This is a genomic window from Methyloversatilis sp. RAC08, from assembly GCF_001713355.1.
Classification (GTDB): domain Bacteria; phylum Pseudomonadota; class Gammaproteobacteria; order Burkholderiales; family Rhodocyclaceae; genus Methyloversatilis.
This window is the reverse complement of record NZ_CP016448.1, coordinates 2,564,565-2,589,661: the sequence shown is the minus strand read 5'-3', so window position 1 is coordinate 2,589,661 and position 25,097 is coordinate 2,564,565. Positions and strand designations below refer to the sequence as shown.

Annotated in this window: 22 protein-coding genes; 15 read left to right on the top strand and 7 right to left on the bottom strand. The window is 66.9% G+C overall.

Going from position 1 to position 25,097, the window contains the following annotated elements; genetic code table 11:
- Window positions 1-69 precede the first annotated feature (69 nt).
- The 7 genes from BSY238_RS11995 to BSY238_RS11965 form a co-directional block, all read right to left on the bottom strand.
- Window positions 70-1,362 carry an OmpP1/FadL family transporter gene (locus tag BSY238_RS11995; RefSeq protein ID WP_069039346.1) on the bottom strand — a complete coding sequence of 431 codons (1,293 nt, stop codon included), beginning with the start codon at window positions 1,360-1,362 and terminating at the stop codon, window positions 70-72.
- Window positions 1,363-1,447: 85 nt separating this feature from the next.
- A complete protein-coding gene (locus BSY238_RS11990) occupies window positions 1,448-1,843 on the bottom strand; it encodes an acyl-CoA thioesterase (protein WP_069039345.1) in 396 nt (131 codons plus the stop codon).
- Window positions 1,844-1,862: 19 nt separating this feature from the next.
- Complete coding sequence (locus tag BSY238_RS11985; RefSeq protein ID WP_223300109.1) at window positions 1,863-3,815, bottom strand: 3-hydroxyacyl-CoA dehydrogenase NAD-binding domain-containing protein; 1,953 nt, start codon at window positions 3,813-3,815, stop codon at window positions 1,863-1,865.
- Window positions 3,812-5,095: an acetyl-CoA C-acetyltransferase gene (locus BSY238_RS11980; RefSeq protein ID WP_069039344.1), complete on the bottom strand. Its 1,284-nt coding sequence runs from the start codon at window positions 5,093-5,095 to the stop codon at window positions 3,812-3,814. The genes BSY238_RS11985 and BSY238_RS11980 overlap by 4 nt, the downstream gene beginning before the upstream one ends.
- Window positions 5,095-7,575, bottom strand: a complete 2,481-nt coding sequence (locus BSY238_RS11975; RefSeq protein WP_069040640.1) for an acyl-CoA dehydrogenase — start codon at window positions 7,573-7,575, stop codon at window positions 5,095-5,097. Before BSY238_RS11975 ends, BSY238_RS11980 begins: the two co-directional genes overlap by 1 nt.
- A gap of 68 nt (window positions 7,576-7,643) precedes the next feature.
- A complete protein-coding gene (locus BSY238_RS11970; RefSeq protein WP_069039343.1) occupies window positions 7,644-8,327 on the bottom strand; it encodes a TetR/AcrR family transcriptional regulator in 684 nt (227 codons plus the stop codon).
- A gap of 89 nt (window positions 8,328-8,416) precedes the next feature.
- A complete protein-coding gene (locus tag BSY238_RS11965; RefSeq protein WP_069039342.1) occupies window positions 8,417-9,667 on the bottom strand; it encodes an MgtC/SapB family protein in 1,251 nt (416 codons plus the stop codon).
- Window positions 9,668-9,968: 301 nt separating this feature from the next.
- On the opposite strand from BSY238_RS11965, the gene BSY238_RS11960 reads away from it, so the two are divergent.
- The 15 genes from BSY238_RS11960 (at window position 9,969) to BSY238_RS11890 (ending at window position 25,096) form a co-directional block, all read left to right on the top strand.
- Window positions 9,969-10,451: an MSMEG_0572/Sll0783 family nitrogen starvation response protein gene (locus BSY238_RS11960; RefSeq protein ID WP_069039341.1), complete on the top strand. Its 483-nt coding sequence runs from the start codon at window positions 9,969-9,971 to the stop codon at window positions 10,449-10,451.
- A 115-nt stretch (window positions 10,452-10,566) separates the two neighbouring features.
- Complete coding sequence (locus BSY238_RS11955) at window positions 10,567-11,643, top strand: Nit6803 family nitrilase (protein ID WP_069039340.1); 1,077 nt, start codon at window positions 10,567-10,569, stop codon at window positions 11,641-11,643.
- Window positions 11,528-12,700: an MSMEG_0568 family radical SAM protein gene (locus BSY238_RS11950; protein WP_223300108.1), complete on the top strand. Its 1,173-nt coding sequence runs from the start codon at window positions 11,528-11,530 to the stop codon at window positions 12,698-12,700. Before BSY238_RS11955 ends, BSY238_RS11950 begins: the two co-directional genes overlap by 116 nt.
- A complete protein-coding gene (locus tag BSY238_RS11945; protein ID WP_069039338.1) occupies window positions 12,687-13,277 on the top strand; it encodes an MSMEG_0567/Sll0786 family nitrogen starvation N-acetyltransferase in 591 nt (196 codons plus the stop codon). Before BSY238_RS11950 ends, BSY238_RS11945 begins: the two co-directional genes overlap by 14 nt.
- Window positions 13,274-14,287 (top strand): sll0787 family AIR synthase-like protein, encoded by a 1,014-nt coding sequence (locus BSY238_RS11940; RefSeq protein WP_069039337.1) that lies wholly within the window; start codon window positions 13,274-13,276, stop codon window positions 14,285-14,287. Before BSY238_RS11945 ends, BSY238_RS11940 begins: the two co-directional genes overlap by 4 nt.
- On the top strand, window positions 14,280-15,476 hold the full coding sequence (locus BSY238_RS11935; RefSeq protein WP_069040639.1) for an MSMEG_0565 family glycosyltransferase: 1,197 nt from the start codon (window positions 14,280-14,282) through the stop codon (window positions 15,474-15,476). Before BSY238_RS11940 ends, BSY238_RS11935 begins: the two co-directional genes overlap by 8 nt.
- A gap of 13 nt (window positions 15,477-15,489) precedes the next feature.
- Window positions 15,490-15,777 carry an MSMEG_0570 family nitrogen starvation response protein gene (locus BSY238_RS11930; RefSeq protein WP_069039336.1) on the top strand — a complete coding sequence of 96 codons (288 nt, stop codon included), beginning with the start codon at window positions 15,490-15,492 and terminating at the stop codon, window positions 15,775-15,777.
- 17 nt (window positions 15,778-15,794) lie between these two features.
- Complete coding sequence (locus tag BSY238_RS11925; RefSeq protein WP_069039335.1) at window positions 15,795-17,069, top strand: MSMEG_0569 family flavin-dependent oxidoreductase; 1,275 nt, start codon at window positions 15,795-15,797, stop codon at window positions 17,067-17,069.
- Complete coding sequence (locus BSY238_RS11920; protein ID WP_083224035.1) at window positions 17,063-17,923, top strand: Pnap_2097 family protein; 861 nt, start codon at window positions 17,063-17,065, stop codon at window positions 17,921-17,923. Before BSY238_RS11925 ends, BSY238_RS11920 begins: the two co-directional genes overlap by 7 nt.
- Window positions 17,923-19,314 (top strand): aminotransferase-like domain-containing protein, encoded by a 1,392-nt coding sequence (locus tag BSY238_RS11915; protein WP_069039334.1) that lies wholly within the window; start codon window positions 17,923-17,925, stop codon window positions 19,312-19,314. The genes BSY238_RS11920 and BSY238_RS11915 overlap by 1 nt, the downstream gene beginning before the upstream one ends.
- 692 nt (window positions 19,315-20,006) lie before the next feature.
- Window positions 20,007-20,213 carry a heavy-metal-associated domain-containing protein gene (locus BSY238_RS11910; protein ID WP_069039333.1) on the top strand — a complete coding sequence of 69 codons (207 nt, stop codon included), beginning with the start codon at window positions 20,007-20,009 and terminating at the stop codon, window positions 20,211-20,213.
- Between the two features lie 232 nt (window positions 20,214-20,445).
- The gene (locus BSY238_RS11905; protein ID WP_069039332.1) at window positions 20,446-21,465 is read left to right on the top strand and encodes a PEGA domain-containing protein; all 1,020 of its coding nucleotides are present in this window, start codon (window positions 20,446-20,448) and stop codon (window positions 21,463-21,465) included.
- Entirely contained in the window at window positions 21,449-21,982 is a 534-nt protein-coding gene (locus tag BSY238_RS18160) for a TssQ family T6SS-associated lipoprotein (RefSeq protein WP_083224034.1), read from the top strand. Before BSY238_RS11905 ends, BSY238_RS18160 begins: the two co-directional genes overlap by 17 nt.
- A gap of 22 nt (window positions 21,983-22,004) precedes the next feature.
- On the top strand, window positions 22,005-23,186 hold the full coding sequence (locus BSY238_RS11895; protein WP_223300107.1) for a serine/threonine-protein kinase: 1,182 nt from the start codon (window positions 22,005-22,007) through the stop codon (window positions 23,184-23,186).
- A 65-nt stretch (window positions 23,187-23,251) separates the two neighbouring features.
- Window positions 23,252-25,096: an ABCB family ABC transporter ATP-binding protein/permease gene (locus BSY238_RS11890; RefSeq protein ID WP_069039330.1), complete on the top strand. Its 1,845-nt coding sequence runs from the start codon at window positions 23,252-23,254 to the stop codon at window positions 25,094-25,096.
- The last annotated feature ends 1 nt before the right edge of the window (window position 25,097 follow it).

The following is a 25,097-nucleotide window of genomic DNA, read 5'->3' as shown; positions in this document are numbered from 1 at the left end:
CGGCCGGGTCACCGAAAAGACAGAAGCAGCACGACGGCCGGCGCCTTGCGAACGCCAGCCGGTGCGACATCAGAAGGTCTGGTTGTACTGCACCGACAGCAGATCGGCGCTGGTGTCGAACTTGCCGCGAATGATCTGGCCGGTCGGCGTGGTGCCGACGATGGTGCGCCGGTCGATGCCTTCGCGGTCGAAGAAGATGTGCGCGTAGCCGACGTCGATCGTCGATTTCGGCGTCAGCGCGTAGCGCGCACCGATCGCCATCCAGTAGCGGTCGCTGTCCGGCAGCGTCAGCGTGCGCGTCGTTTCGTCATGCACCGGCGACTTGTCGAACGCGACGCCGAACCGAAGCTTGAGCGCCTCGGTGTATTTGTAGGCGGCGCCGTAACCGATGCGCCAGCTGTCGCGGAAGTCGTACTCCGGATTGGTCAGGCGGGCACCGGTGTTGTCATTGCGCACGTCGAGCGACTTGAAGGACGACCAGCCGGTCCAGGTGTAGTCACCCATGGCTTCCCAGCGGTCGGTGATCTGATGATGCACGGCAACCGAGAAGGTATCGGGCAATTCGATCCTCGCGAAAGCCGGCGTCACACCGGTCGCCGGACCGGCTTCCGTCGCAGTCGCCTCGCCCTTGAGCCGGAAGTCGATCTTCGAGCGATACGACAGGCCGACGCGCATCGCCGGTGTCACCTGATACATCAGGCCGACGTTGAAACCCATTGCCGTGTCGTCGGCTTCGAGCCGATTGCGCGCATTGGGCAGCAAGGGTGACACCGGCAACTGCTGCTGGATGTCGCCTTCGAGCTTGACGAAGCTGATGCCGGCGCCGATCGACAGCTGGTCATTGACGCGCCAGGCGACCGACGGATTGATGTTCAGCGCCTTCAGGTCGACATAGTTGCCCTGGAAGCGGCCAAGGAAGGTGGTGCTGTAGTCGGTCTTGTTGCCGAAGGTGGCCGACACGCCGACACCGATGCGGAAGCGGTCGTTGATCGCATAGCTGTAGTAACCGGCCGGAATCAGCGACAGGCCACCGCCCTCGCCACCATCATCGCCAAGTGGAAACGGGCCCAGCGCATTCGAGCCGCGGTCGTCGAACTTCAGCGAGCGGTGCAGCAGCGTGCCGGCGACCGAAATGCTGTGGCCCATCGGCAGATAGGTCATGCCGGCCGGATTGAAATAGATCGTGCTGGCGTCGTCCGCGACGGCGGCCGCACCGGCGAAGGCGGTCGCAGTACCGGCGCCATTCTGGTTCTGTACCGCAAAGCCGGCCGCCATGGCCTGGCCGGACACCGCCAACCCGATCAGCACGGCGAGGCGTGCGAAAGGCAGATCGGGACTTGCACATGTGTTGTGTGATGACATTTCAGCTCCTCGCCTGGTTATGCGTTGCACCGCCCCGCTTCACCGCTGAAGTCGGAGCCGGTATGACCGTACAGCGCTGTAACGGTCAATCTTTCGGAATATTCAGCTTCTGCCCCTCTTCGCCCACTGCAACATAGGTCAACGTCGCCTCCGCCACCTTCTTTATCTGTATGTTTTCGTAACCCGTTTCCGCATAGACCGTCACATCGACCGTGATCGAGGTGTTGCCGACCCGCGCCACCGACGCATAGAAGGACACCAGGTACTGGGTCGTGATCGGCTGCAGGAACACGAAGGAATTGACCGCCACCGTGACCACGCGCGAGCGGGTGCGGCGCATCGCCGCGATCGAACCGGCCACATCCACCTGCGACATGACCCAGCCGCCGAATATGTCGCCGGCCGCATTGAGGTCGCGCGGCATCGGCAGCAGGCGCAGCGCAGGTTGGTCGTCGGGCAGGGTCTGTACGGAATCGTTCATGGTTCTGTGCTCGAAAAAGTCAGTGAGAGGTCAGGCTTTCATGGTGCAGCGGGCCGCCGGTCCAGGGCGCGAAGCCGGCGCCGAAGATCAGGCCGGCATCGGCCAGATCGGCATCGGCGACCACCTGCTGCTCGACGCAGCGCCGGGTGACGGCAAGCAGCGGTGCCAGCAGCCGGTCGGTCAATCCGTCGGGCACGGACGATACCGCACCGCGCTGCGGCCTGCCGTCGGTCCACTCGTAAAAGCCGCTGCCGGTTTTGCGCCCGAGCCGGCCCGCATCGACATGGCGCTGCAGGCAGGCCGGCGCCTGCGCGCTGCCGGTCAGCCGCGCACCGGCGGCCAGCGCGATGTCGAGCCCGACGGTATCGATCAGTTCGACCGGCCCCATGGCCATGCCGAAATCCTGCGCGGCGCGGTCCACCACGTCGGGTGCGATGCCTTCGTCGATGCACCTCATCGCTTCCAGCATGTAGGGGCCGAGCACCGCATTGACCAGGAAACCCGGACTGCTGGCCACCGGCAACGGCAATTTGTCGAGCGCGCCGACGAAGGCCGCGGCGCGCTGCACGGCCAGCGGATCGCTGGCCGCCCCGCTCACCACTTCGACCAGCGGCATCTGCGCCACCGGATTGAAGAAATGGATGCCGACCAGGCGCGACGGCGTGCGCAGGCCGGCGGCGATGTCCTCGATGCGCAGGCTGGAGGTGTTGGTGGCGATCAGCGCATCGGGCTTTGCGCGCCGTTCGATGTCACGAAACAGCGCCTGCTTCGCGTCGAGGTCTTCGTAGATGGCTTCGATGATGACGTCGGCCCCCGCGATACCGGCGCCGGTCACGTCCGGCACCAGTCGGTCGAGCGCGCCGCGCAGACCGCGCCGGTCGCGCCGGAACTTGCGGCCCCAGGCCTTCGCGGAGCGCTGCAGCGCCGGGGCGATGCGCTCGGCACTGCTGTCCTGGAGCGTCACCCGAAAGCCGCGCAGCGCACACCAGGCGGCGATGTCGCCGCCCATGACACCGGCGCCGACCACATGCACGTGCCGGACCGCCGGGAGTACGACGCCCTCCGGCTTGCCGAAGCCGCGCAGGCGCTCGCGCAGGTGATAGACGCGCTGCAGGTTGGCAGTGGTCGGTTGGGCGACCAGTGCGCCCATCGAAGACGGATGACCGTCCGGCACGGCCAGCGCATTGCCGCCGAAATCGCGCCACATGTCGATGATGGCGTACGGCGCCGGGTAGTGCCGACGACTGGCGCGCTTCGCCACGCCGGCCAGCGCCTTCTTCGCCACCACACTGCGCAGCGGCCCGGACAGCAGGCGCTGCAGCAGCGGCAGCGGCTTGCGCGGCGCGCCCGACAGCACGGCGGCCGCCGCATGCTCGCGCATCAGCCGCGCCGGGGCGATGTCGTCAACCAGACCGAGCGATCTGGCGCGCCGCACGTCGAGCGCGCGGCCGGTGAGCATCATGTCGAGTGCGGCCGGCGCGCCGACGCGGGCCGGCAGGCGCAGCATGCCACCCCAGCCGGGCACGATGCCCAGCATCACTTCGGGCAGCGAAAAGCGGGTACCGGGCTCGTCCACCGCAACGATGCGGTCGCAGGCCAGCGCCAGTTCGGTGCCGCCGCCGACGCAGAAGCCGCGCACCAGCGCGCACGTCGGATAGGTCACGGCCGCCAGCCGGTTGAACAGGTTCCAGCCGCGTTCGATCAGCGCGCGCGCGCCGGCCAGATCGCTGACCTGTCCGAATTCGGCGATGTCGGCGCCGGCGATGAAGCCGCTTGCCTTGCCGGACAGGATCACCAGCCCACGCGGCGGCGCGGCGTCCAATGTGTCGAGCACACCGGCCAGTTCGCGCATGACTTCGCCGGACAGCGTATTCACGCTATGGCCAGCCCGGTCGAAAGTGAGCCAGGCGATGCCTTCGGCGTCGCGCTCGAGGCGCCAGTGCTCGAGCCCTTGCGTCATTTCGGCGCTCACGTCGTTTCCACCAGCATGGCGCCACCCTGACCGCCGCCGATGCAGATGGCCGCGATGCCGCGACCGCCGCCCTGCCGGCGCAGCACGTGCAGCAGATGCAGCACGATGCGCGCACCGCTGGCGCCGACCGGGTGACCGATCGCGATGGCACCGCCGTCGACATTGAGCCGGCGTTCGTCGAGCGCACCCAGCGCGCCGGGCAGACCCAGTTCGGTGCGGCAGTAGTCGTCGCTTTTCCATGCCTCGATGCAGCCGATGACCTGGGCGGCGAAAGCCTCGTTGATCTCCCAGGCATCGAGATCGTTCAGCCCGAGACCGTGCCGCTGCAGGATGGGTGTGGCGGCATGCACCGGCCCGAGTCCCATCTGTGCCGGGTCCAGTCCGGCCCACTCGGTGTCGACGATGCGGCCGAGCGGCGTCAGTCCGTGTTCCTCCACCGCCCTGCGCGACGCCAGCAGCAACCAGGCCGCACCGTCGGTCACCTGGGAACTGTTGCCGGCCGTGATGTGGCCGTGCGCGCGATCGAATACCGGCCGCAGCCTGGCCAGCCGCGGCACCGACGAATCGCGCCGCATGCCGTCGTCCTCCATATGGATGCGTCCACCGGCGTCGGCGATCGGCACGATTTCATCGAAATGGCCGGCGTCGAGCGCGGCGGCCGTGCGCTGATGCGAGCGCATGGCGTGGAAATCCATCTGCGTGCGGCTGATGCCGAAGCGCGCGGCGAGGTTTTCGGCGGTCTGCCCCATATTGATGCCGATGACCGGATCGGTCAGGCCCTTCAGCAGGCCGATGACCGGCACCAGCATGCCGGGGCGGAGTTTCGTCAGCAGCTGCGCCCGCGCGCCGAAGCTTTTCGCGCCGTACCACTGCGACAGCCAGCGCACCATGGCGTCGGAAAACAGCAGGTGGGCGCGCGACAGCGCATCGACGCCGCCGGCCAGCACCAGATCGGCGCGCCCACGCTGGATGTTGGCGATGCCCGAATCGAGTGCCTGCATGCCGCTGGCGCAGTTGCGCATCACCGTCCAGCCTGGCACGCGATCACCGCAGCCCAGGCGCAGCGCGGCAATGCGTCCGATGTTCGCTTCGTCGGCCGAGGGCGCTGCGCAGCCGAGGATGACTTCGTCGAGCTGATCCGGCCGGAAGCGTTGGCGCGACAGCAGCGCATTGCCGGCAGCCACCGCGAGGTCGGCGGCGGCGAACGGACCGGGCGCGTTGCGCGACTTCAGGAAAGGCGTGCGCGCGCCATCGACCACGAAAACGTCGGGCAGGGTCATCAGGCGGCGATCGCGGTGACGTTGTGCGATTCGGCGGGTTGCGTGCTCACCGCATCGACACCGAAATCCTGCGGGAAGTCATCCACCCGGACGACCCGGTCACGCAAGGTGTCGCGCCGGCGGATCAGCGCGAATTCGGCGTCGTCGATCAGGCCGGCGTCGAACGCCGCCTGCATCAGGCCGGCACCGCGCGCTTTCAGTACGCCCTTCTTCTGCGCCGCACGCACGCGCGCCTCGATGGCTTCGGCGGCAATGGTCGCGTTCAGCGCGTGTTCGATCACGCCGACCGGGTCGTGTTCGTCATCCGGAATGTACATGCCGGCGGTCAGCCGGTCGCGCGTCGCCGACGGTTCGATCAGCAGTTTCGCCACCTCGCCGCCAAGCCGGTCCGACGGCACCACATAAGGCCGGCCGAGCGGAAAGATGAGCCGGCGCAGCAGGATGGCGATGGCGCGATTCGGGAAGTTCGACATCACGCCTTCGAACGCGGTCTGGGCGTGGTACATGGCGTCCCACATGGCCCAGTGCATCAGCGGCGCATCGGCCGCCTGCCGGCCGTCTGCCTCGTAGCGCTTCAATGTGGCCGAACACAGATACATCTGCGAAAGAATGTCGCCCAGTCGCGCCGACAGCTTTTCCTTGCGCTTCAGATCGCCCCCCATGGTGAGCATCGCGGCATCCGAAATGAAGGCGAAGGCAGTCGAAAAGCGCGTGAGCTGCTGGTAGTAGCGGCGCGTTTCCGGCGCCACGCCGCTCGGCACGCCGACCCAGTGCGATCCGGTCAGGCCGGTCACCAGCGCGCGAATCGCGTTGCTGGCGGTGTAGCCGATGTGGGAAAACAGCGCATCGTCGAATTCGGCCAGCGCAGCCGGCGTATCGTCGGCCAGCGCCGCCTTCATTTCGCGCAGCACGTAAGGATGGCAGCGGATGGCGCCCTGGCCGAAGATGATCAGGCTGCGCGTCAGGATGTTCGCGCCTTCGACCGTGATGCCGATCGGAATCTGCTGATAGGCGCGGCCGAGGAAGTTCGACGGGCCCAGACAGATGCCCTTGCCGCCGAGGATGTCCATGCCGTCATTGACGACGACGCGCGCGCGCTCGGTGATGTGGTACTTCACGATGGCCGACACGACCGACGGCTTTTCGCCCAGATCGATCGCGCCGGCGGTCATGCGACGGGCTGCATCCATCATGTACAGGTGGCCGCCGATGCGGGCCAGTGGCTCCTGGATGCCTTCGAAACGGCCGATCGCGGTCTTGAACTGGCTGCGCACGCGCGAGTAGCCGCCAACCGTGCGTGCAGTCAGCTTGGCCATGCCGGTGTTCGACGCCGGCAGCGAAATCGAGCGGCCGGCAGCCAGGCACTCCATCAGCATGCGCCAGCCCTGGCCGGCCATCGCCGGACCGCCGATGATCCAGTCCAGCGGCATGAACACGTCGCGGCCCCAGTTCGGTCCGTTCTGGAACACCGCGTTCAGCGGAAAATGGCGGCGGCCGATCTCGACGCCCGGGTGATCGGTCGGGATCAGCGCGCAGGTGATGCCGAGGTCTTCGGTGTCGCCGAGCAGATGGTCGGGGTCATACAGCCGGAATGCCAGGCCAAGCAGCGTCGCGACCGGGCCCAGCGTGATGTAGCGCTTGTCCCACGTTACGCGCATGCCCAGCACTTCCCGGCCCTGGTACTCGCCCCGGCAGATGATGCCGAAGTCCGGAATCGACGCCGCGTCCGACCCGGCCTGCGGGCTGGTCAGTGCGAAACACGGAATTTCCAGCCCTTTCGCCAGGCGCGGCAGATAGTGGTCCTTCTGCGCGTCGGTGCCGTAATGCAGCAGCAGTTCGGCCGGGCCGAGCGAGTTGGGCACCATCACGGTGACGGCCGAAGCGGAGCAGCGGGTCGACAGCTTGGTCACGATCTGCGAATGCGCCCAGGCCGAAAACTGCTTGCCGCCGTACTGCTTCGGAATGATGAGGCCGAGGAATCCGGCGTCCTTGATGTACTGCCAGGCCTCGGGCGGCAGGTCCTTCAGTTCGTGCGAAATGGTCCAGTCGTCGGACAGGCGGCACAGCTGTTCGACCTCGTTGTCGAGGAAGGCCTGCTCTTCGGCGCTCAGCGTCGGTTCGGGATAGGCATGCAGCACTTTCCAGTCCGGATGACCGCGGAACAGTTCGCCTTCCCACCACACGGTGCCGGCTTCAAGCGCGATGCGTTCGGTGTCGGACATCGGCGGCAGAATGTTTCGATACACGTTCAGCAGCGGTTTCGAAATGACCGCTCGGCGCAGCGCCGGTACGTTCAGCAGCAGCGCCGGCACGCCGGCCAGCAGCGCGATCGCGACATTCACCGCCATCGGCCAGTCGAAATGCAGGCTGGCCGCCACCAGCCACGCGGCAGCCGCCGCGGTACCTGCGAGCAGCGGCGCGCGCAGATAGCCCAGCAGGACGATGCCCAGCGGCACCAGCAGCAACAGTATCCAGGTCATCATGTTCTTCTCCTCCGGTGCTTCGCTTCGGTGCGCAGGTCACAGTCGGACCGCGCCACCCTGTTCCGCTACGTCGTTCCTTCAGAACCGGCGCCCACCGGCAGCGGCGCCCGCAAGCCGCCGAGCAGGAAGCTCATTAGGCGCGGCCGCATGCGCTGCATGGCATCCGGTTCATCGATGCGCACGCCGGTCAGCACCTGCAGCGAATCGATGCCGGACACCGCGTACGACATGGCGCCCAGCATGAAATGCAGGCGCCACAGAATCTCCTCGACCGGCACCGTCGGCAGCGCGCGGCAGAATGCGTCGCGGTAACGGCCGATCACCGGCGCGTATTCCGTGGCGAGATATTCGCGCACCGTCGGTGACGGTTCGGTGAAGGTGCGGCCGAGCAGCTGCATGAATTCGCGCCCGGCAGCACTGCCCGACGCCAGATCGAGCGAACTGCTGAAGAACGCATCGACGATGCGGTGGGGCTTCACCGGCTGCTCGCCGGCTTCGGCCTCGGCCGCATCGAGCGCCTGCATGCGCTGCGCGTTCAGCGGCTGCAGGTGGCGTTTCAGCACCTCGCGCACCAGCACGTCCTTCGAACCGAAGTGGTAATTCACCGCCGCAAGATTGACGCCGGCGTCACCGGTGATCATGCGCATCGATGTCGCCTCGAAACCGTGCGCCACGAACAGGGCCTGCGCCGCATCGAGAATGCGGTTGCGGGTTTCGTGCGCGGTCAGCGAGGTGCGACGGACATCCATGCCTGCACAGCCTTCATTCAAACGTTCGTTTAAATTCTAGCCGGGAAAGCGCCGCTGTCAAGTGTGTCGGCCACCGATGCGCGCCGACGTCAGCCAGCGCGGATCAGCCAGACCGCCCAGGCGGCGCCGACCGACAGCAACACACCCGGTGCGACCTGGCCGGCAAACGCCCGGTCGCCGGCGGTCGCGGCGACAATGATCTTGCTGACCGCGTTGGTGGTGAAAGCGATCAGGATGGGCAGCACCGCGTGCACCGCATCGATCTTGCCCGAGGCATGGAGCGCGGCGACCGCCGCCGCAGACGAATGGGCATCGGCGAAACCGGCCAGCGCCACGGCCGCGTTCAGGCCGGCACTGCCGAAAGCTTCGCGCAGCAGCGACGTCAGCAACAGCATGCCGCCCATCGTGACGGCGAACAGCACGGCCATGCGCGGGTTGAAGGCGCGGCCCGGCGGCACGGACGCGCCCGCCATCGCATGCACGCTGCGCCACGCGACCAGCAGGCCGTATGCCAGCGCCGCGACGCCGGCCGCCAGCAGTGGCAGCGCCATTTCACGCAGCACGGCGATACTTGTCACGGCGAGCAGCAGCGCCAGCTGCAGCACCGTCGCCAGCGACGACAGCACGGCACCGGACACCGCTCCGGCACGCAATGCAGGCGTACGCACGGCCTGCGCGCCCATCGCCGCGATGGTGGCAGTGCTCGACACGAAGCCCGACGCGAAGCCGGCGAACGTCAGGCCGAGCGCCGGTCCGGCGGCGCGCAGCGCGATGTGGCCGCAGGCGTTGATGGCCATCATCAGCACGGCAAGCGTCCACAAGGTGCGCGGATTGATCGCATCGTAAGGATCGACCGTGCGATCAGGCGTCAGTGGCAGGATGACCAGCGCCGCCGCCGCCAGCAGCAGGGCATCGTGCAGTTCCTGCTCCGACATCACGCGCACGACGAAGCGGTGCAGATGGCTGCGTGCGGCCAGCATGATGGCCACCAGCACGCCGATGCCGGTCGCCAATGGTGCATCGACCTGCGCCAGTGCGCCCAGCGTGAACGTGAGCAGCAGCGCGACTTCCGTCGTCAGGCCGGGGTCGGTGACGGATGACTTGCGGTACGAAACCACCGCCAGCAGCCCGACCGCCGCCGCCAGCACCGCCAGCGTCAGGCCACCGCCGAGCAGCATGGCCAGCGCGCCGAGCAACGCCGCCAGCGTGAAGGTGCGAAGACCGGCGGCAGCGCGCGCCGGGCCTTCGCCCTTGCGCCGCTCGCGCTCCATGCCGATCAGCAGGCCGATGCCGAGCGCGGCAGCCAGGCCGATCAATCTGGGATCAACGGATTCGGACATGCCTCAACGATACGCGGGTAGGCGCCACCGACGCTCATCCGGTGCGATCCGGATGAATGATCGGGTGCATTGATTGCATGGCGGATGCTCCATGACGGTGCGTGACGGCACCCCTAAACCACGATCCGGAAAGGACATTTCGGCGACCGTGAAAATCTGTCAACGGCCACGGCGGGCGCGTGTGTTCATTGATTGCATGTTGATCGCAGGCGGTCACGGCGGCATGGCACGCAGCGTGCACAGGACCGGGGGCGCCGTCAGAGCGCGCTGACCCGGTCGATCACCCCACAGGAGAGTTCTCATGCCGAAAGTTACCAAGCCCGCCAATCAGAAAGGTGAATTCCTCGTCGATTACGAAGAGAAGGTGTTCGAGGACGTCAAAGCCGAGCCGGGCGAGAAGGCGCTGGTCACCTTCCACACGGTCGCATTCGAAGGCTCGATCGGCTTCGTCAATCTGCTGCAGGCGACCCGCCTGAAGCGCAAGGGTTTCGACACCTCCATCCTGCTGTACGGCCCGGGCGTCACGCTGGGCGTCAAGCGCGGCTTCCCGACGCTGGGCGACGAAGCCTTCCCCGGCCACCAGAACTTCAACAACCAGATCACCAAGTTCATCGCCGAAGGCGGCAAGGTGTATGCCTGCCGCTTCGCGCTGCAGGCGCTGTACGGCCACGGCGAAGGGTCGCTGATCGAAGGCATCACGCCGATCAACCCGCTCGACGTGCTCGACATCATCCTGCTGCACCGCAAGGACAACGCCTTCATCCTAGACACCTGGACCCTCTGAAAGTGTTGGCCCCCACGCTCACTTCGTTCGCTGCCCCCCGAGGGGGCTGCGCGCGCCCTTGGGGCGGCCCGGCGGACGCGCGGGCGTCCCGGCTGTCTGCATTACGGAGAAGCGCATGAATGCACGAGTAATCCGAGCCGCCGCGATCCAGATCGCGCCCGACCTCGAATCGGCCGACGGCACGCTGGCCCGCGTGCTGGCGGCGATCGACGAGGCGGCGGATCGCGGCGCGCGGATCGCGGTGTTTCCGGAAACCTTCCTGCCCTACTACCCGTACTTTTCCTTCGTGCAGCCGCCGGTGCTGATGGGCGCGGCGCACCTGAAGCTGTACGAACGGGCGGTGGCGGTGCCCGGGCCGGTGACGCAGGTGGTCGCCGAGCGCGCACGCTCACGTAGCGTCGTGGTGGTGCTCGGCGTGAACGAGCGCGACCACGGCAGCCTGTACAACACGCAGTTGGTGTTCGACGCCGACGGCACGCTGGCGCTGAAGCGCCGCAAGATCACGCCGACCTATCACGAGCGCATGGTGTGGGGTCAGGGCGATGCTAGCGGCCTGAAGGTGGTCGATACCGCCGTCGGTCGCGTCGGCGCTCTGGCCTGCTGGGAGCACTACAACCCGCTGGCCCGCTACGCGCTGATGACCCAGCACGAAGAAATCCACTGCGCACAGTTTCCCGGCTCGATGGTCGGCCAGATCTTCGCCGACCAGATGGAAGTGACCATCCGCCATCACGCGCTCGAATCCGGTTGTTTCGTCATCAATTCCACCGGCTGGCTGAGCGACGCCCAGATCCGGTCGATCACGCCCGACGCCGGACTGCAGAAGGCGCTGCGCGGCGGGTGCTGCACCGCCATCGTGTCGCCCGAAGGCGTGCACCTGGCGCCGCCACTGACCGAAGGCGAAGGCATGGTGATCGCCGATCTGGACATGGCGCTGGTCACCAAGCGCAAACGCATGATGGATTCGGTCGGCCACTACGCCCGACCCGAACTGCTCAGCCTCGCCATCAACGACCGCCCGGCCAGTCCGGTCGTGTCGATGGCATCCCCTTCAGAACCTGTCCGGAGCACCATCGATGAGCACCTTACCGATCCTCGAAGAGAACCGCGAATCGAACCACAAATCGACCGACCGTCAGCAGGCGACGGCGCTGATGACGGAACTGCAGTCGTTCGGCTTGCGGCTGGCTGATCCGGGCGCTGGCGCACCGAGCCGGCGCGGCGGTGCCGGGCCGTCCGATCACAAGGCGGTGACGGTGGACGGCACGACCATCATGGTGCCGGTGCATACGGGCTCCGCCTTCAACTCGCCCTTCATCGCCGAGGCGGCGGACGCCGATGGTCGCGTGCAACTGAAGCGCGGCAGCATTCCGATCGCGCAGATCAGCTTTCCGAAACAGCCGCGCTTCTATGCGCTGCAGACACTCGACGGCGTGCCCTACTCGCACATCGCGACGCTGCACGGCGCCGACGTGCTGGCGACCACGGTTTTGCAGACCTGCATCCGGTATGAAAGCCGGCGCAAGGCGTGCAAGTTCTGCTCGATCGGCCAGTCGCTCGCCGCCGGCCGCACCATCGCGCACAAGACGCCGGAACAGCTGGCGGAAGTCGCCCGCGCCGCCGTGCTGCTCGACGGCGTGAAGCACATGGTGATGACCACCGGTACGCCGGCCACGCCGGATCGCGGCGCGCAGGTGCTGTGCGAGTCGGCTTTCGCCGTGCGCGCCGCGGTCGATCTGCCGATCCAGGCGCAGTGCGAGCCGCCGGACGATGACCGCTGGTTCGCGCGCATGAAGGCGGCCGGCATCGACAGCCTGGGCATGCATCTCGAAGTGGTCACGCCGGCGCTGCGCGAGCAGATCATGCCGGGCAAGGCCGCCGTGTCCATGGAGCGCTACATGGAGGCGTTCGAAGCAGCGGTCGCGGTATTCGGGCGCGGCCAGGTGAGCACCTACATCCTGGCCGGCCTGGGCGATACGACGGACACCATCCTCGACATCAGCGCCAAGCTCATCGGACTGGGCGTGTATCCCTTCGTCGTGCCTTTCGTGCCGATCAGCGGCACGCCGCTGGAAGATCATCCGGCACCCAGCCCGGCCTTCATGCGGTCCATCCTCGAACCGCTGGGCGCGATGCTGTCCGACGCCGGCCTGCGCTCGACCGACATCAAGGCCGGCTGCGGCAAATGCGGCGCCTGCTCGTCGCTGTCGTCGTACGAAAAGCCGGAGGCCGCCCATGCGGTGCGCTGACCCGGTGGATTACTGCGAACTGCCGGCGCATTTCGCGCCCTGCGAATTCCGCATCAAATGGGCGGACAGCGCGTGGGAGCGAGATGAAGCCCATCGACTGCGGCGCGCGGTGTTCTGCGAAGAACAGGGCGTGTTCGAGGGCGACGACATCGACGCCATCGACGCACAAGCCCAGCTCATCGTCGCCGTTACCCAGGTCGGCGGCATGCCGGATCAGGTGGTTGGCACGGTGCGCATCCACGAAGACCGGCGTTCAGGCGAACCCGGCCTGTGGTGGGGCTCGCGCCTCGCAGTGGCGCAGTCCTTCCGCAGCCACGGCAAGCTGGGCGCCACGCTGATCCGGCTCGCGGTGACCAGCGCGCATGCGCGCGGCTGCCACACCTTCCTCGCCCACGTGCAGGCGCAGAACCTGCCACTGTTCCGTCGCCTGCACTGGAAGCCGCTGCAGCCGGAAACCCTGCACGGGCGTGCGCACTGGCTGATGCAGGCGGAACTCGATCACTATCCGCCGTGTTTCGATGTGTTCAGCGGCTTCGTCACACGCTCGACGGCTGCGCGCAGCGGAGTCGCCGCGTGAATCTGCACGCCCTCGTCGACGCGCTGCGCGGCAGCCCCGGCTTCGCGCACAAGCGCGACATCGGGCACGTGATGGACGCACTCGGCCGCGCACTGCCCGGCGGCATGAAGGACCTGACGCAGGCCGTGGCCGTCGGCGACGACTGCGCCGCGATCGCCGATCCCTCGGGCGAGGGCTGGCTGCTGTTCGCAATCGAAGGTCTGGTCGAACAGTTCGTCACGCGCATGCCGTGGTTCGCCGGCTACTGCGGCGTCATGGTCAATGTGAGCGACATCTGCGCCATGGGCGGGCGGCCGATCGCCGTGGTCGATGCGCTGTGGAGCGACGGCGCCGACGCCTCGTCGCCGGTGCTCGAGGGCTTGGCCGCCGCGTCGACGCGCTATGGCGTGCCCATCGTCGGCGGCCACAGCAATCACCGCGCGGCGCACGGCCAGCTGGCGGTCGCCATCCTCGGCCGCGCGAAAAAACTCATCACCAGTTTCGATGCGCAGCCGGGCGACGACCTGATCATGGCGGTCGACCTGCGCGGCGCGTACGAAGAACCCTATCCGTACTGGAATGCTTCGACCCGCGCGCCGGCCGAGCGCCTGCGCGGCGACATCGAACTGCTGCCGCAACTGGCCGAAGCCGGCCTGTGCGACGCCGGCAAGGACGTCAGCATGGCCGGCCTGATCGGCACCGCACTGATGCTGCTCGAGTGCTCGAAGGTCGGTGCGGCGATTGATCTTGACGCAGTGCCGCGCCCCGTCGGCGTGCCTCTGCTGCGCTGGCTGCTGTCCTTCCCCAGCTTCGGCTATCTGCTGTCGGTGCGCCCGGCCCATGCCGATCGCGTCATGGCATGCTTCGGCGAACGGGACATCGCCGCGGCGCGCATCGGCCGCGTGACTGAAGCGTCCGAGGTGTGGCTGACGCAGCAGCACGAACGCGCGCTGCTGTGGAATGTCGCCGAACAGCCCTTCATTCTCGCCACGGCAAACGCGCGGGCAGATGCGGAGACTGCGCATGTCTGACGCGCTGCAGGCAGTGCTGAGAATCGGGCTGCTGACCCATTCGGTCAATCCGCGCGGTGGCGTCGTACACACGCTGGAACTGGCGCAGGCGCTGCAGCGCAATGGGCACGATGTGACGATGTTCGCGCCAGCCGCGCCCGGCCAGCGCCTGTTCCGCACGCCAACGTGCCGCTTCGAACCGGTACCGGTGGCGGGCGTCCCGGGCAGCGTGATCGACATGGTCAGCGAACGCATCGGCGCCTATGTCGCTCATCTGGCGCCGCGTCTGGCGACCCGGCCGTTCGACATCCTGCATGCACAGGACAGCATCAGCGCCAATGCGCTCGCCGCGCTTGAGGATCAGGGCCTGATCGACGGCTTCGTACGCACCGTGCATCACCTCGACGAGTTCGACGACAGCCGGCTCGCCGCCTGGCAGGCGCGCGGCGTGCAGTGCGCACGCACCGTGCTGTGCGTCAGCGATCTGTGGCGCGACCGGCTGGCCGACGATTTCGGCATCGACGCGAAGCGCGTGAACAACGGCGTCGACACCGAACGCTACTCGGCACAGCCCGGCAACGGCGACCTCATCCTCGCGCATCGGCTGGGCATCACCGAAGCCGCCGGGCGCGGCCCGGTATGCCTCGCCGTCGGCGGCGTCGAAGAGCGCAAGAACACGCGGCGCGTGCTCGAAGCCTTCGCGCTGCTCAAGGCCGAACTGCCAGGCGCGCAACTGGTGATCGCCGGCGGCGCCAGCCTGCTCGACCACGAAGGCTATGCGCGCGCCTTCCAGGCCGACCTGCGCGACAGCGGCCTGACCGTGGGCTATGCGCGCGACGTGGTCATCGCCGGCACGCTGGCCGATGCCGACATGCCGGCGCTGTTCCGTCTGGCCGACGTGCTCGTCATGGCATCAACCTGCGAAGGCTTCGGCCTGGTGGTGCTCGAAGCGCTGGCCAGCGGCACGCCGGTCGTCGTGTCGTCGATCGCGCCGTTTACGGAATATCTGGGTGACACCGACGTCAGCTGGGCCGACCCGCAGGACGCCCTGTCGATCGCCCGCGCCATGCGCCGCGCCTGCGACCCACGCCGCGCCGACGCGTTGCGCGACGAACTGCCCGAGGTGTGCCGCCGCTTCAGCTGGCCGGCCAGCGCCCGGCGTCACGCCGACCTGTACCGGGCGTCGCGGCTTCTGCCTTTGTCCACATAGAGAGAACTGCGCCATGCCCGCCATGCACTTCCGGGTCCGCTGGCCCGACCAGACTGAAACCCGCTGCTATTCGCCCTCGCTGGTGATCAAGGACTACTTCGCGCCGGGCACCTGCTACCCGCTGGCCGAATTCTTGCCATCGGTGCGCGAAGCGCTGCACATTGCGTCCGAGCGGGTGCGTGCGAAGTACGGATTCGCCTGTTCGGCCGCGATGGACCAGCTGGCCGACATCGAACAGCGCGCTGCGCGCTGGGTCACCCATCCCGATGCGCAGATCGAAGTACTCGCCTTCGACGAGTGAGCCACGGAGTCCCTGCCATGTCCCCATCCCCCTCTTCCCATCTGCCGGTCATCATCGTCGGCGGCGGTCAGGCCGGTCTGTCGATGAGCCACTGCCTGCAGCAGGCCGGCATCGACCATCTGGTGCTGGAAAAGCACAGCGCGATGCATGTCTGGCGCACCCAGCGCTGGGACAACTTCTGCCTCGTCACACCGAACTGGCAGTGCGCATTGCCCGGCCATGTCTATGACGGGCCGGACCCGCACGGTTTCATGAAAAAAGACGAAATCAACGCGTATCTCGCCGCCTTCCGCCGCAAGGTCGCACCTCCGATCCGCGAAGGCGTGGCGGTGCGACGTGTCAGTCCGCGTGTGCAGGGCGGTTTCGACGTGATCACTTCGGACGGCGAATGGACTGCCGACCAGGTCATCGTGGCCAGCGGCGGCTATCACCAGCCCATCGTGCCGCGGCTGGCCGAGCGCCTGCCTGCCGGCATCGTGCAGCTGCATTCCGAGCAGTACCGCAGCGCGGCAGCACTGCCCGAGGGCGAGGTGCTGGTGGTCGGGTCGGGACAGTCGGGCGCACAGATCGCCGAAGACCTGCATCTGGCCGGGCGCAAGGTTCACCTCGCCGTGGGCGATGCGCCGCGCTGCGCGCGCTTCTACCGAGGACGCGACGTGGTCGACTGGCTGGCCGACATGAATTACTACGACATGCCGGTCACCGAGCACCCGTTGCGCGAGGGCGTGCGCGACAACACCAACCACTACGTGACCGGCCGCGACGGCGGGCGCGACATCGACCTGCGCCGCTTCGCGCTCGAAGGCATGGAACTGTACGGGCTGCTGCAGGACCTCGACGGATCGACGCTCACTTTCGAGCCCGGCCTGCGCGCCGCGCTCGATCACGCCGACCGCATCTACAACGGCATCAACGCCGCGATCGACAAGCACATTGCCAGCGCCGGCATCGACGCACCGCCGCCGTCGGTCTATGAACCGGTGTGGACGCCCGCAGCCGAGCGTACGACGCTCGACCTGTCATCGAGCGCCATCACGAGCGTCATCTGGTGCATCGGCTTCAGCCCGGATTTCCGCTGGGTGGACGCGCCGGTATTCAATGGCCGCGGCGACCCGGTGCACACGCGCGGTGTGACGCAGCAACCGGGCCTGTACTTCCTCGGCCTGCCCTGGCTGTACACATGGGGTTCGGGCCGCTTTTCCGGCGTGGCGCGCGACGCCGCCTGGCTGACCGAGAAGGTGACCGCCTTCGCGCCCCGGCATCTTCAACCGGAGGAGGCCGTCACATGCTGATGCAGGACGCGAACCAGTTGCAGCCGCGCGCCACATTGGCGTTGCTGCAGCACTATCAGGCCGGCATGCCGCAACTGGCACTGTACGGCCTGTCGGAAAACTGGCTGCTGAAGGAATGCGCCCACCTGCACTGGATGGCCATCGCACGTGCACAGGGGCAGGACGAACCGGCCTTCGCCGACATCGACGGCTGCCGCAGCTATGCCGCGCTGACCGCGGTGCGGCTGCGCGAGGCGCAACTCGACGCGGTGACCGAGCACGCGCCGTTCGCGCTGCTGGCGCGGCTGGTGCCGCATGGCCGCGCGCAGCATTACAGCGCGCAGACGGTGCGCATGGGCAGCACGCGCGTGGCGCGCCTGGAGCTGCTGTCGGCGCTGGTGCGACGCGCGCCGGGAGGCGGCAACCGCAGCGTGACGAAGGCGCAGATGCTGCCGGACAGCGAAGACCTGATGTCTGGCGACATCATGTTGAGGGCGGCCGCAGCCGAACTGAAATCGCTCGGCCGGACGCACCGCACCGCGGCGCACGACGGTGAAGTGCTTCGCAGCTTCGACTTCACGCCCTGCCCGAACAGCGATTTCAACGGCGCCGGCTTCCTGTACTTCGCCACCTTCCAGGCGCTGGTCGACCGCGCCGAGTTCGCCTGGTACGGCCTGCGCCCGGCGGTCACCGCCGAGCGCACGCTGTACTTCCACGGCAACATCGATCCGGGCGAAGCGGTGCGTGTCGAATTGCTGGCCGCCGGTGCGGAGCCCGACGGCTTCCATCATCGCTGTCGCATCGTGCGCCGGGCCGACGGCCTCCGGATCGCCGATGTCGTCACGCGCAAGCGCTTCACCCGACGAGCCGATTGATGGACAAGACCTCGCAGATCTGGCTCAAGCGCATCCGGTCGAGCAACAAGCCGGCCTACCTGCTGATCGCCGACCTGATCGCCGAGGATGTGCGCAGTGGCCGACTAGCCGCGCGCGACCGTCTGCCCACGCTGCGCGAACTGGCCGACTACCTCGAGCTGAATTACACGACGGTGGCACGCGGCTATGCCGAGGCGCGCAAGCGCGGCCTGATCGATTCACGCGCCGGCATGGGCACCTTCGTGCGCGGGGCCACGCCCGGCCTCGCGCTGCGCGGCGGCAGCGGCGCCGAAATGACGATGAACCTGCCGCCCGAACCGCAGGATCCGGCGCTGATCGCGCGCCTGCGCGACAGTGCCGCGCAGGTGATGGTGCAGTCGGACTGGTACGACCTGCTGCGCTATCAGGATTTCGGCGGCACGCGCGACGACCGCGCAGCCGGCGTCGCGTGGCTGCGCCGCCGGCTGCCGCTGTGCGCGGTCGAACGGGTGCTGGTGTGTCCGGGCATCCACGCCGCGCTGACAGCGCTGGTGTCGCTGCTGGCGCGGCCGGGCGAACTGATCTGCGTCGAGTCGCTGACCTATCCGGGCATCAAGGCTATCGCTGCGCAGCTCGGCGTGCAACTCCACGCGCTGCCGCTGGACGACGACGGCCCCAGCGCCGACGCCTTCGAACACGCGTGCCGGACGCTGAAACCGCGTGCGCTGTACTGCAACCCGACATTACTGAACCCGACCACCGCGACGGTCACGCGCGCACGGCGCGAGGCGCTGGCCGACGTTGCGCTGCGCTACGCCGTTCCCATCATCGAGGACGACGCCTACGCCATGCTGCCGCGCGACACGCCGGCGCCGTTGGCCACGCTGGCGCCGGCACTCACCTATTACATCACCGGCCTGTCGAAATGTTTCGGCGCCGGGCTGCGTTCGGCCTTCGTGCATGCGCCCGGCCCGCGCCAGGCGGAACGACTGGCCGGTGCGCTGCGCGCCACCACGGTCATGTGCTCGCCGGTGACCAATGCGCTGGCCACGCGCTGGATCACCGACGGCACGGCCGACACCATGCTGGACGCCATCCGCAGCGAATCCGTCTTCCGCCAGTCGCTGGCCGCACGCCATCTCGGTCGCCACGCGATGCGGGCACAGGCGGAAAGCTTCCACCTGTGGCTGCCGCTGTCTTCCGACTGGTCGATGGTGGAGTTCGCGTCCTATCTGCGCACGCAGGGCGTCGGTGTGGTCGCCAGTGCCGCCTTCAGCACCGACGGCACGCCGCCAGACGCGGTGCGCGTGTGTCTCGGCGGCCCGATGTCGCGCGACGACTGCGACATCGCGCTGCGCCTGATCGCCGACACGCTGGAACATCCGCTGCAGCCGCATTCGACGGTGATGTAGGGTGGCGGGTCCCGGGCTCGGTGCGTCCAGATCGCGCGGCGGATTTACATCGACCAAGACGGCCTCAGGACCAATTTCATACTACTCCCGTGTCATCATCCGCCCTTCGTCAGTCGGCGAGAACCACCTGGAGGCGCCGTCACGCTGACTTGCGAGCTCGAGGAGTCCGCTACAAGCCTGGCGAAACCACGATTGGCCTGACTCTGAATTGCAGTACCCCGCAGAAGCTCGAAGATGCGATCGTTCTCTTTGTCCATACCGCTTGCGGGATAGAAGTCGTCACAGACTGAAAACAAGGATCTAAACGTCGCTAATGCCCACGAAAAACGCAGAGTTCCGCATTGAGTAGGCGTCGGCGGGTGACAAGGGCGACTTCGCGGACACACAGAAACCGGTTTCGAAGGTGCATGTGCTTTTTGGCGAGATCCGGGCCGAAGAAATACTGATGTGCTGTGAGGCCGATAATCACTCTCGAAACAATCGGTTCGAGCGTACGCACGTCTGTCGGTTCGGATTTCACTCGAATGAAGTACACCGTGCTGTGTAAGACTTATTGACACATTTCGAACGGATGCCTGCCTCTACGCGCGTAATCTTGTTTCGGACAGAGGACTCCGGCGGTAACCGGAACCGCCGCTTGCGGCGCTGCTTCCGGGGCCGACGAAGACTGGATACTGGCTGGAGATTGCACCATGCACACCACCGTCATCATCGAATCAGGCATTGAAGGTCCCGACTGTGCGGCCGACATCGTCAACATCGTCCATGAGCTCCCGGGGATAGACAGCGTCGACGTGTCGCCCGAAACCGGTACGGTGAGCGTTGAGCACAGTCCTCTTGTGTCGGAAGACGACATTTGCCGCGCGCTTGAGGACGGCGGTTTTCCCGTGCAACGCTGAACGGACTGACCGGACCTGCGTCGATCGGCAGACGTGCTGCCGCGCTCCGCCTATATGGAAGCTCGCCAGGGAACATCCGGCCGATGCATCCATCAGAAACGGTCAATCCTCCTAGACGCTCCGGCCTGCTGCATGCGCCAGGCAGCAGACGAGCGCGCTGCCCGCTGCTGCCTGGCCGGACGCCCGGGCGTACATTTTCATAAACAACCGACATCCCCCCGCTTCTCCGGACATGACTTACGAAGGATCAAGCGCAGCAGTCTGCAGCATCGTCGTGATCGAAATGATCGGCTACGCGGACAGACCTGTGGCCGAACAGGCGCAGATGCGATCGCGCTTCAACGAGGTGCTGGGCACGGCGCTGGTCGGCGTGCGTCCGGAAACGCGCATCGTGCTCGATACCGCAGACGGCGCGGCCATCACGTTCATCGAATCTCCGGACGACGGGCTTCGCTTTGCCACCAGGGTGCGCGCCGCGACTGTCGCGGCGCGCAATGACGCGCTGCCTCTGCGCAGCGGTATTCACCACGGGCCGGTCAGACTGATAGGCGAATCGGGGGTACCGCCCAACCTCATCGGTGACGGCCTCGGGGTCGCACAACGCATTGCGGGCTTTGCCGATCCCGGCGGGGTGTTGGCGTCACGCAGCTTCGTCGATGCATTGGCAAGTCTGCACGAGGCGTACGGGCTGCTATTCGAGCCGGCCGGTGTGCGCACCGATGTGCAGTTGCGCGAACACGAGGTTTTCATGCTGTCCGACAGGCCGCTGCCGGACCGCCCTGTCGGGCCACCGAACAGTGGTCCCGAATCGGGCACGCTGCTGAAGTTGCCGCTGGCTGGCGTGCTTGCGCGCCCGCTGACGGCGACGGCGCTGGCCGTCGCCGCCATCCTGCTCGTGGCGCTGGCCATTCGTGCCGCGCTGCCCGGGCAAGACGTCACGGCCACGAACGGCGAGCATGCAGGCGTGGTACAAACGTCGATACCGACACCGCAGCGCATCTCTCGGGATGTCGAAGGCAGCGAGCCGGCAGCTGCTGTGCAGCTCGGCACCCTGCGGGTGAATGTACTGCCCTGGGGCGAGGTCAGCGTGGCCGGCGCCCACCACGGTGCGGCACCGCCGGAGCGCAACCTCATGCTGGCGCCAGGCTTGCATGTACTCGAAATCCGCAATCCGGCGTTTGCGCCGCATACACAGCAGGTCGAAGTCAGAGCCGGCGAGGAAACCAGGATCAGACATGATTTTCGTCAGTAAGCGTGCGCTGCACTGCTGGGCGCTCGTCGCGGTGATTTCGATGCTGTCCGCCTGTGCCACGGTGCAGAAGGGTGTCGACGGCATCGTGTCGGTATTCGATCAGGACGGGGCGAAGCCGGTAGCGAAGTCTGGCCAGCCAGCGCAGCCGAAGGCGCCGTCGGGCGACGCGCCGAAAACATCGCCGAAACCGGCGACCTCCCCGGCCGCCGCTCCGGCGCGCGCAACATCGGCAGATGAACTGCTGGCGGCCGGCGTCAGGCAGTACGAGGATGCGCGCTACCCGGAGGCGGCCGAGCTGCTGAAGTCCAGCCTGGGCGCGGGACTGCGCAACCGCACCAGTCAGGCACGGGCGCACAAGTATCTCGCCTTCATCCATTGCATCAGCGAGCGTGAAGCCGCCTGCCGGCAGTCTTTCGACCGCGCCTTCACCGCCGACCCGGCGTTCGCGCTGACGCCCGCCGAAGCCGGACATCCGAAGTGGGGACCGGTCTATCGCAGCGTCGCCGACGCACGCTGATCCGGCTGCCATGAGTCTTCCCGTGAATATCGGACGCTACGACGTGCTCGCCGAGATCGGGCGTGGCGCGATGGGCGTGGTCTATCGCGCATTCGATCCGCTGCTCGACCGCACGGTGGCGATCAAGACCATCAACATGGCGCACGATCCGGACGACATCGAATTCTACGAGCGGCGCTTCATGATCGAGGCGCGCGCGGCCGGCGGGTTGAATCACCCCAACATCGTCACCATTCATGACATCGGTCGCTGTGGCGAGCTGGCCTTCATGGCCATGGAATACCTCGACGGCCGCGAACTGAAGGACCTGATCAACCGTGGCGAACTGAGCTTCCATCAAGCCCTCGATCTGGCAGCGCGGATTGCCGACGGGTTGGCCTATGCCCATGCGCGCGGCGTCATCCATCGCGATGTGAAGCCGGGCAACATCATGGTGCTGGCCGACGGGCGCGTGAAGATCACCGACTTCGGCATTGCGCGCCTGCATGGTGCCGACGTACGCACCCAGACTGGCCTGCTGCTCGGATCGCCACGCTATCTGTCGCCGGAACAGGTGCTGGGCCGCACACCGGATACGCGGGTCGACCTGTTTTCGCTCGGCGTCATCCTGTACGAGATGATGACCGGCCGGTCACCCTTCGTCGGCAGCGATGTGCAGTCGGTGATGTATCAGGTCATCCACCACATACCGGTGGCGCCGGGCGTGCTGAATCCGGCATTGCCGGCTCTGGTCGATCTCATCGTGGCGAAGGCTCTGGCCAAATCACCGGACGCGCGCTACCAGAACGCTGCCGACATGGCGGACGACCTGCGCGCCTGCCGCCTGAGATGCGCGTCGGACACTGATTTCAGGCTGCCGGCGAAAGTCCGCTCGGCGCCCGGTACGACCGGCGCTGTCACCGAATCATCATCCGCGCCAGGTGCTGCGACCGTTTCACGCGGGCTGGCGCGCGAATTCGACTCCACGGAAGCCACCATCCGGCTCGCTGCACGATCCGCTGCCATCGCTGATCCGGATCGCCTCGCTGCCACCGTCGGTGTGTCGCGCGAGGTGGTCGAGGCCGCATTGAAGGCCGCCTCGTCGCATCCGTCGCCGGAACCGGAGGCCCGGGCAGTCGCACAGTGGTCGGCGGCCGATCGCAAGCGCCTGTGGGGAGCGGTGATGGTCGCACTCGGCATGTCGGCGTTGCTGATATACATATAGGCCATCCGCGCGAAACCGGTACCGACAGCCCGTGTGGCGCCTGCTCCGTACCTTACAATTGCGCGATGAGACACTCCGCTGCTGCACCGCTGCCCGCGCCCGAAGCCCCACCCGGCACCCGCCGCCGGGATCTCGACACCCTCAAAAGCCTTTTCCCTTACCTCTGGGCCTACAAGTGGCGCGTGCTGATCGCGCTCACCTTCCTGATCGGCGCCAAGGGCGCCAACGTGACGGTGCCGCTCATCTTCAAGCAGTTGATCGACGCGCTGACGCCGGCCGCCGCGATGCAGAAGAGTGCGCTCGAAGCGGCGCCGCTGCTGGTGCCGCTCGGCCTGCTTGCGGCCTATGGCGCACTGCGCTTTTCGACCTCGCTGCTGACCGAACTGCGCGAAATCGTGTTTTCGCGCGTGACGCAGCAGGCGGTGCGGCGCATTTCGATGCAGGTGTTCCAGCACCTGCATGCCCTGTCGTTGCGCTTTCACCTGGAACGCCAGACCGGCGGTCTTACGCGCGACATCGAACGCGGCACCCGCGCCATCGGCTCGCTGATCAGCTACACGCTGTATTCCATCCTGCCGACGCTGGTCGAGATGGGCCTCGTGCTGAGCATCCTCGCGGTGAAGTACGAAGCGGCATTCGCGCTGATCACGGCGGTCACGCTGGCGATCTACATCACGTTCACGGTGGTCGTCACCAACTGGCGCACCAAGCTGCGGCGCGAGGTGAATGAGCTGGATTCGGCAGCCAACACGCGCGCCATCGACAGCCTGCTGAACTACGAAACGGTGAAGTACTTCAACAACGAGGGCTTCGAGGCGCGCCGCTACGACGAACAGATGGCACGTTGGCAACGTGCTCAGGAGCGCAGCCAGGTGTCGCTGTCGTATCTGAACATCGGTCAGGCCTTCATCATCGCCATCGGCGTAACGCTGATGATGTGGCGCGCCACCGTCGGCGTGGCCGAAGGCCGCATGACGCTGGGCGACATCGTGCTGGTCAACGCTTTCATGATCCAGCTCTACATTCCGCTGAATTTCCTCGGCGTGCTGTATCGCGAAATCCGCCAGTCGCTGACCGATATCGAACGCATGTTCGGCCTGATGGACACTCATCGTGAAATCGCGGATGACCCGGACGCGAAGGCCTTGCCGCCGGGCCCGTGCGAAGTGCGTTTCCAGCAGGTGAACTTCAGCTACGACCCCGCGCGCCAGATCCTGCACGACGTCGATTTCACGATACCGGCCGGCGGCCGGGTCGCGGTGGTCGGTCAGTCAGGTTCCGGCAAATCGACGCTGGCCCGGCTGCTGTTCCGCTTCTATGACGTGGACAGCGGCGGCGGGCGCATCACGATCAATGGCACCGACATCCGCAAGCTCACGCAGGACAGCCTGCGCACCGCGATCGGCATCGTGCCGCAGGACACCGTGCTGTTCAATGACAGCATCCACTACAACATCCAGTACGGCAGGGTGAGCGCATCGGCGGAAGAGGTCGAAGCGGCGAGCCGCGCCGCGCAGTTGCACGACTTCGTCGTCCGCCTGCCCGACGGCTACGACACCAAGGTCGGCGAACGCGGCCTGAAACTGTCCGGTGGCGAGAAGCAGCGTGTCGCCATCGCGCGCGCGCTGCTGAAGGACCCGCCGGTGCTGATCTTCGACGAGGCCACCTCTGCACTGGACTCGAAGACCGAACAGGCCATCCAGTCACAGCTGGAGCAGGTGGCGCGCGGGCACACCACGCTGATCATCGCGCACCGGCTGTCAACGATCATGGATGCCGACCAGATACTAGTCATGGACGCCGGCCGCATCGTCGAACGCGGCTCGCACGCCGAGTTGCTGGCGCTTGACGGCGCGTATGCGCAGATGTGGGCGTTGCAGGCGCAGGAGGAATACGAGCCCGTTGCGTGAG

Excerpts from the sequence above, each read along its gene's own strand:
- BSY238_RS11995 (WP_069039346.1), bottom strand. The coding sequence starts at position 1,362 with ATGTCATCACACAACACATGTGCAAGTCCCGATCTGCCTTTCGCACGC.
- BSY238_RS11990 (WP_069039345.1), bottom strand. The coding sequence starts at position 1,843 with ATGAACGATTCCGTACAGACCCTGCCCGACGACCAACCTGCGCTGCGC.
- BSY238_RS11980 (WP_069039344.1), bottom strand. The coding sequence starts at position 5,095 with ATGACCCTGCCCGACGTTTTCGTGGTCGATGGCGCGCGCACGCCTTTC.
- BSY238_RS11975 (WP_069040640.1), bottom strand. The coding sequence starts at position 7,575 with ATGACCTGGATACTGTTGCTGCTGGTGCCGCTGGGCATCGTCCTGCTG.
- BSY238_RS11970 (WP_069039343.1), bottom strand. The coding sequence starts at position 8,327 with ATGGATGTCCGTCGCACCTCGCTGACCGCGCACGAAACCCGCAACCGC.
- BSY238_RS11965 (WP_069039342.1), bottom strand. The coding sequence starts at position 9,667 with ATGTCCGAATCCGTTGATCCCAGATTGATCGGCCTGGCTGCCGCGCTC.
- BSY238_RS11960 (WP_069039341.1), top strand. The coding sequence starts at position 9,969 with ATGCCGAAAGTTACCAAGCCCGCCAATCAGAAAGGTGAATTCCTCGTC.
- BSY238_RS11955 (WP_069039340.1), top strand. The coding sequence starts at position 10,567 with ATGAATGCACGAGTAATCCGAGCCGCCGCGATCCAGATCGCGCCCGAC.
- BSY238_RS11950 (WP_223300108.1), top strand. The coding sequence starts at position 11,528 with ATGAGCACCTTACCGATCCTCGAAGAGAACCGCGAATCGAACCACAAA.
- BSY238_RS11945 (WP_069039338.1), top strand. The coding sequence starts at position 12,687 with ATGCGGTGCGCTGACCCGGTGGATTACTGCGAACTGCCGGCGCATTTC.
- BSY238_RS11935 (WP_069040639.1), top strand. The coding sequence starts at position 14,280 with ATGTCTGACGCGCTGCAGGCAGTGCTGAGAATCGGGCTGCTGACCCAT.
- BSY238_RS11930 (WP_069039336.1), top strand. The coding sequence starts at position 15,490 with ATGCCCGCCATGCACTTCCGGGTCCGCTGGCCCGACCAGACTGAAACC.
- BSY238_RS11925 (WP_069039335.1), top strand. The coding sequence starts at position 15,795 with ATGTCCCCATCCCCCTCTTCCCATCTGCCGGTCATCATCGTCGGCGGC.
- BSY238_RS11920 (WP_083224035.1), top strand. The coding sequence starts at position 17,063 with ATGCTGATGCAGGACGCGAACCAGTTGCAGCCGCGCGCCACATTGGCG.
- BSY238_RS11915 (WP_069039334.1), top strand. The coding sequence starts at position 17,923 with ATGGACAAGACCTCGCAGATCTGGCTCAAGCGCATCCGGTCGAGCAAC.
- BSY238_RS11910 (WP_069039333.1), top strand. The coding sequence starts at position 20,007 with ATGCACACCACCGTCATCATCGAATCAGGCATTGAAGGTCCCGACTGT.
- BSY238_RS11905 (WP_069039332.1), top strand. The coding sequence starts at position 20,446 with ATGACTTACGAAGGATCAAGCGCAGCAGTCTGCAGCATCGTCGTGATC.
- BSY238_RS18160 (WP_083224034.1), top strand. The coding sequence starts at position 21,449 with ATGATTTTCGTCAGTAAGCGTGCGCTGCACTGCTGGGCGCTCGTCGCG.
- BSY238_RS11890 (WP_069039330.1), top strand. The coding sequence starts at position 23,252 with ATGAGACACTCCGCTGCTGCACCGCTGCCCGCGCCCGAAGCCCCACCC.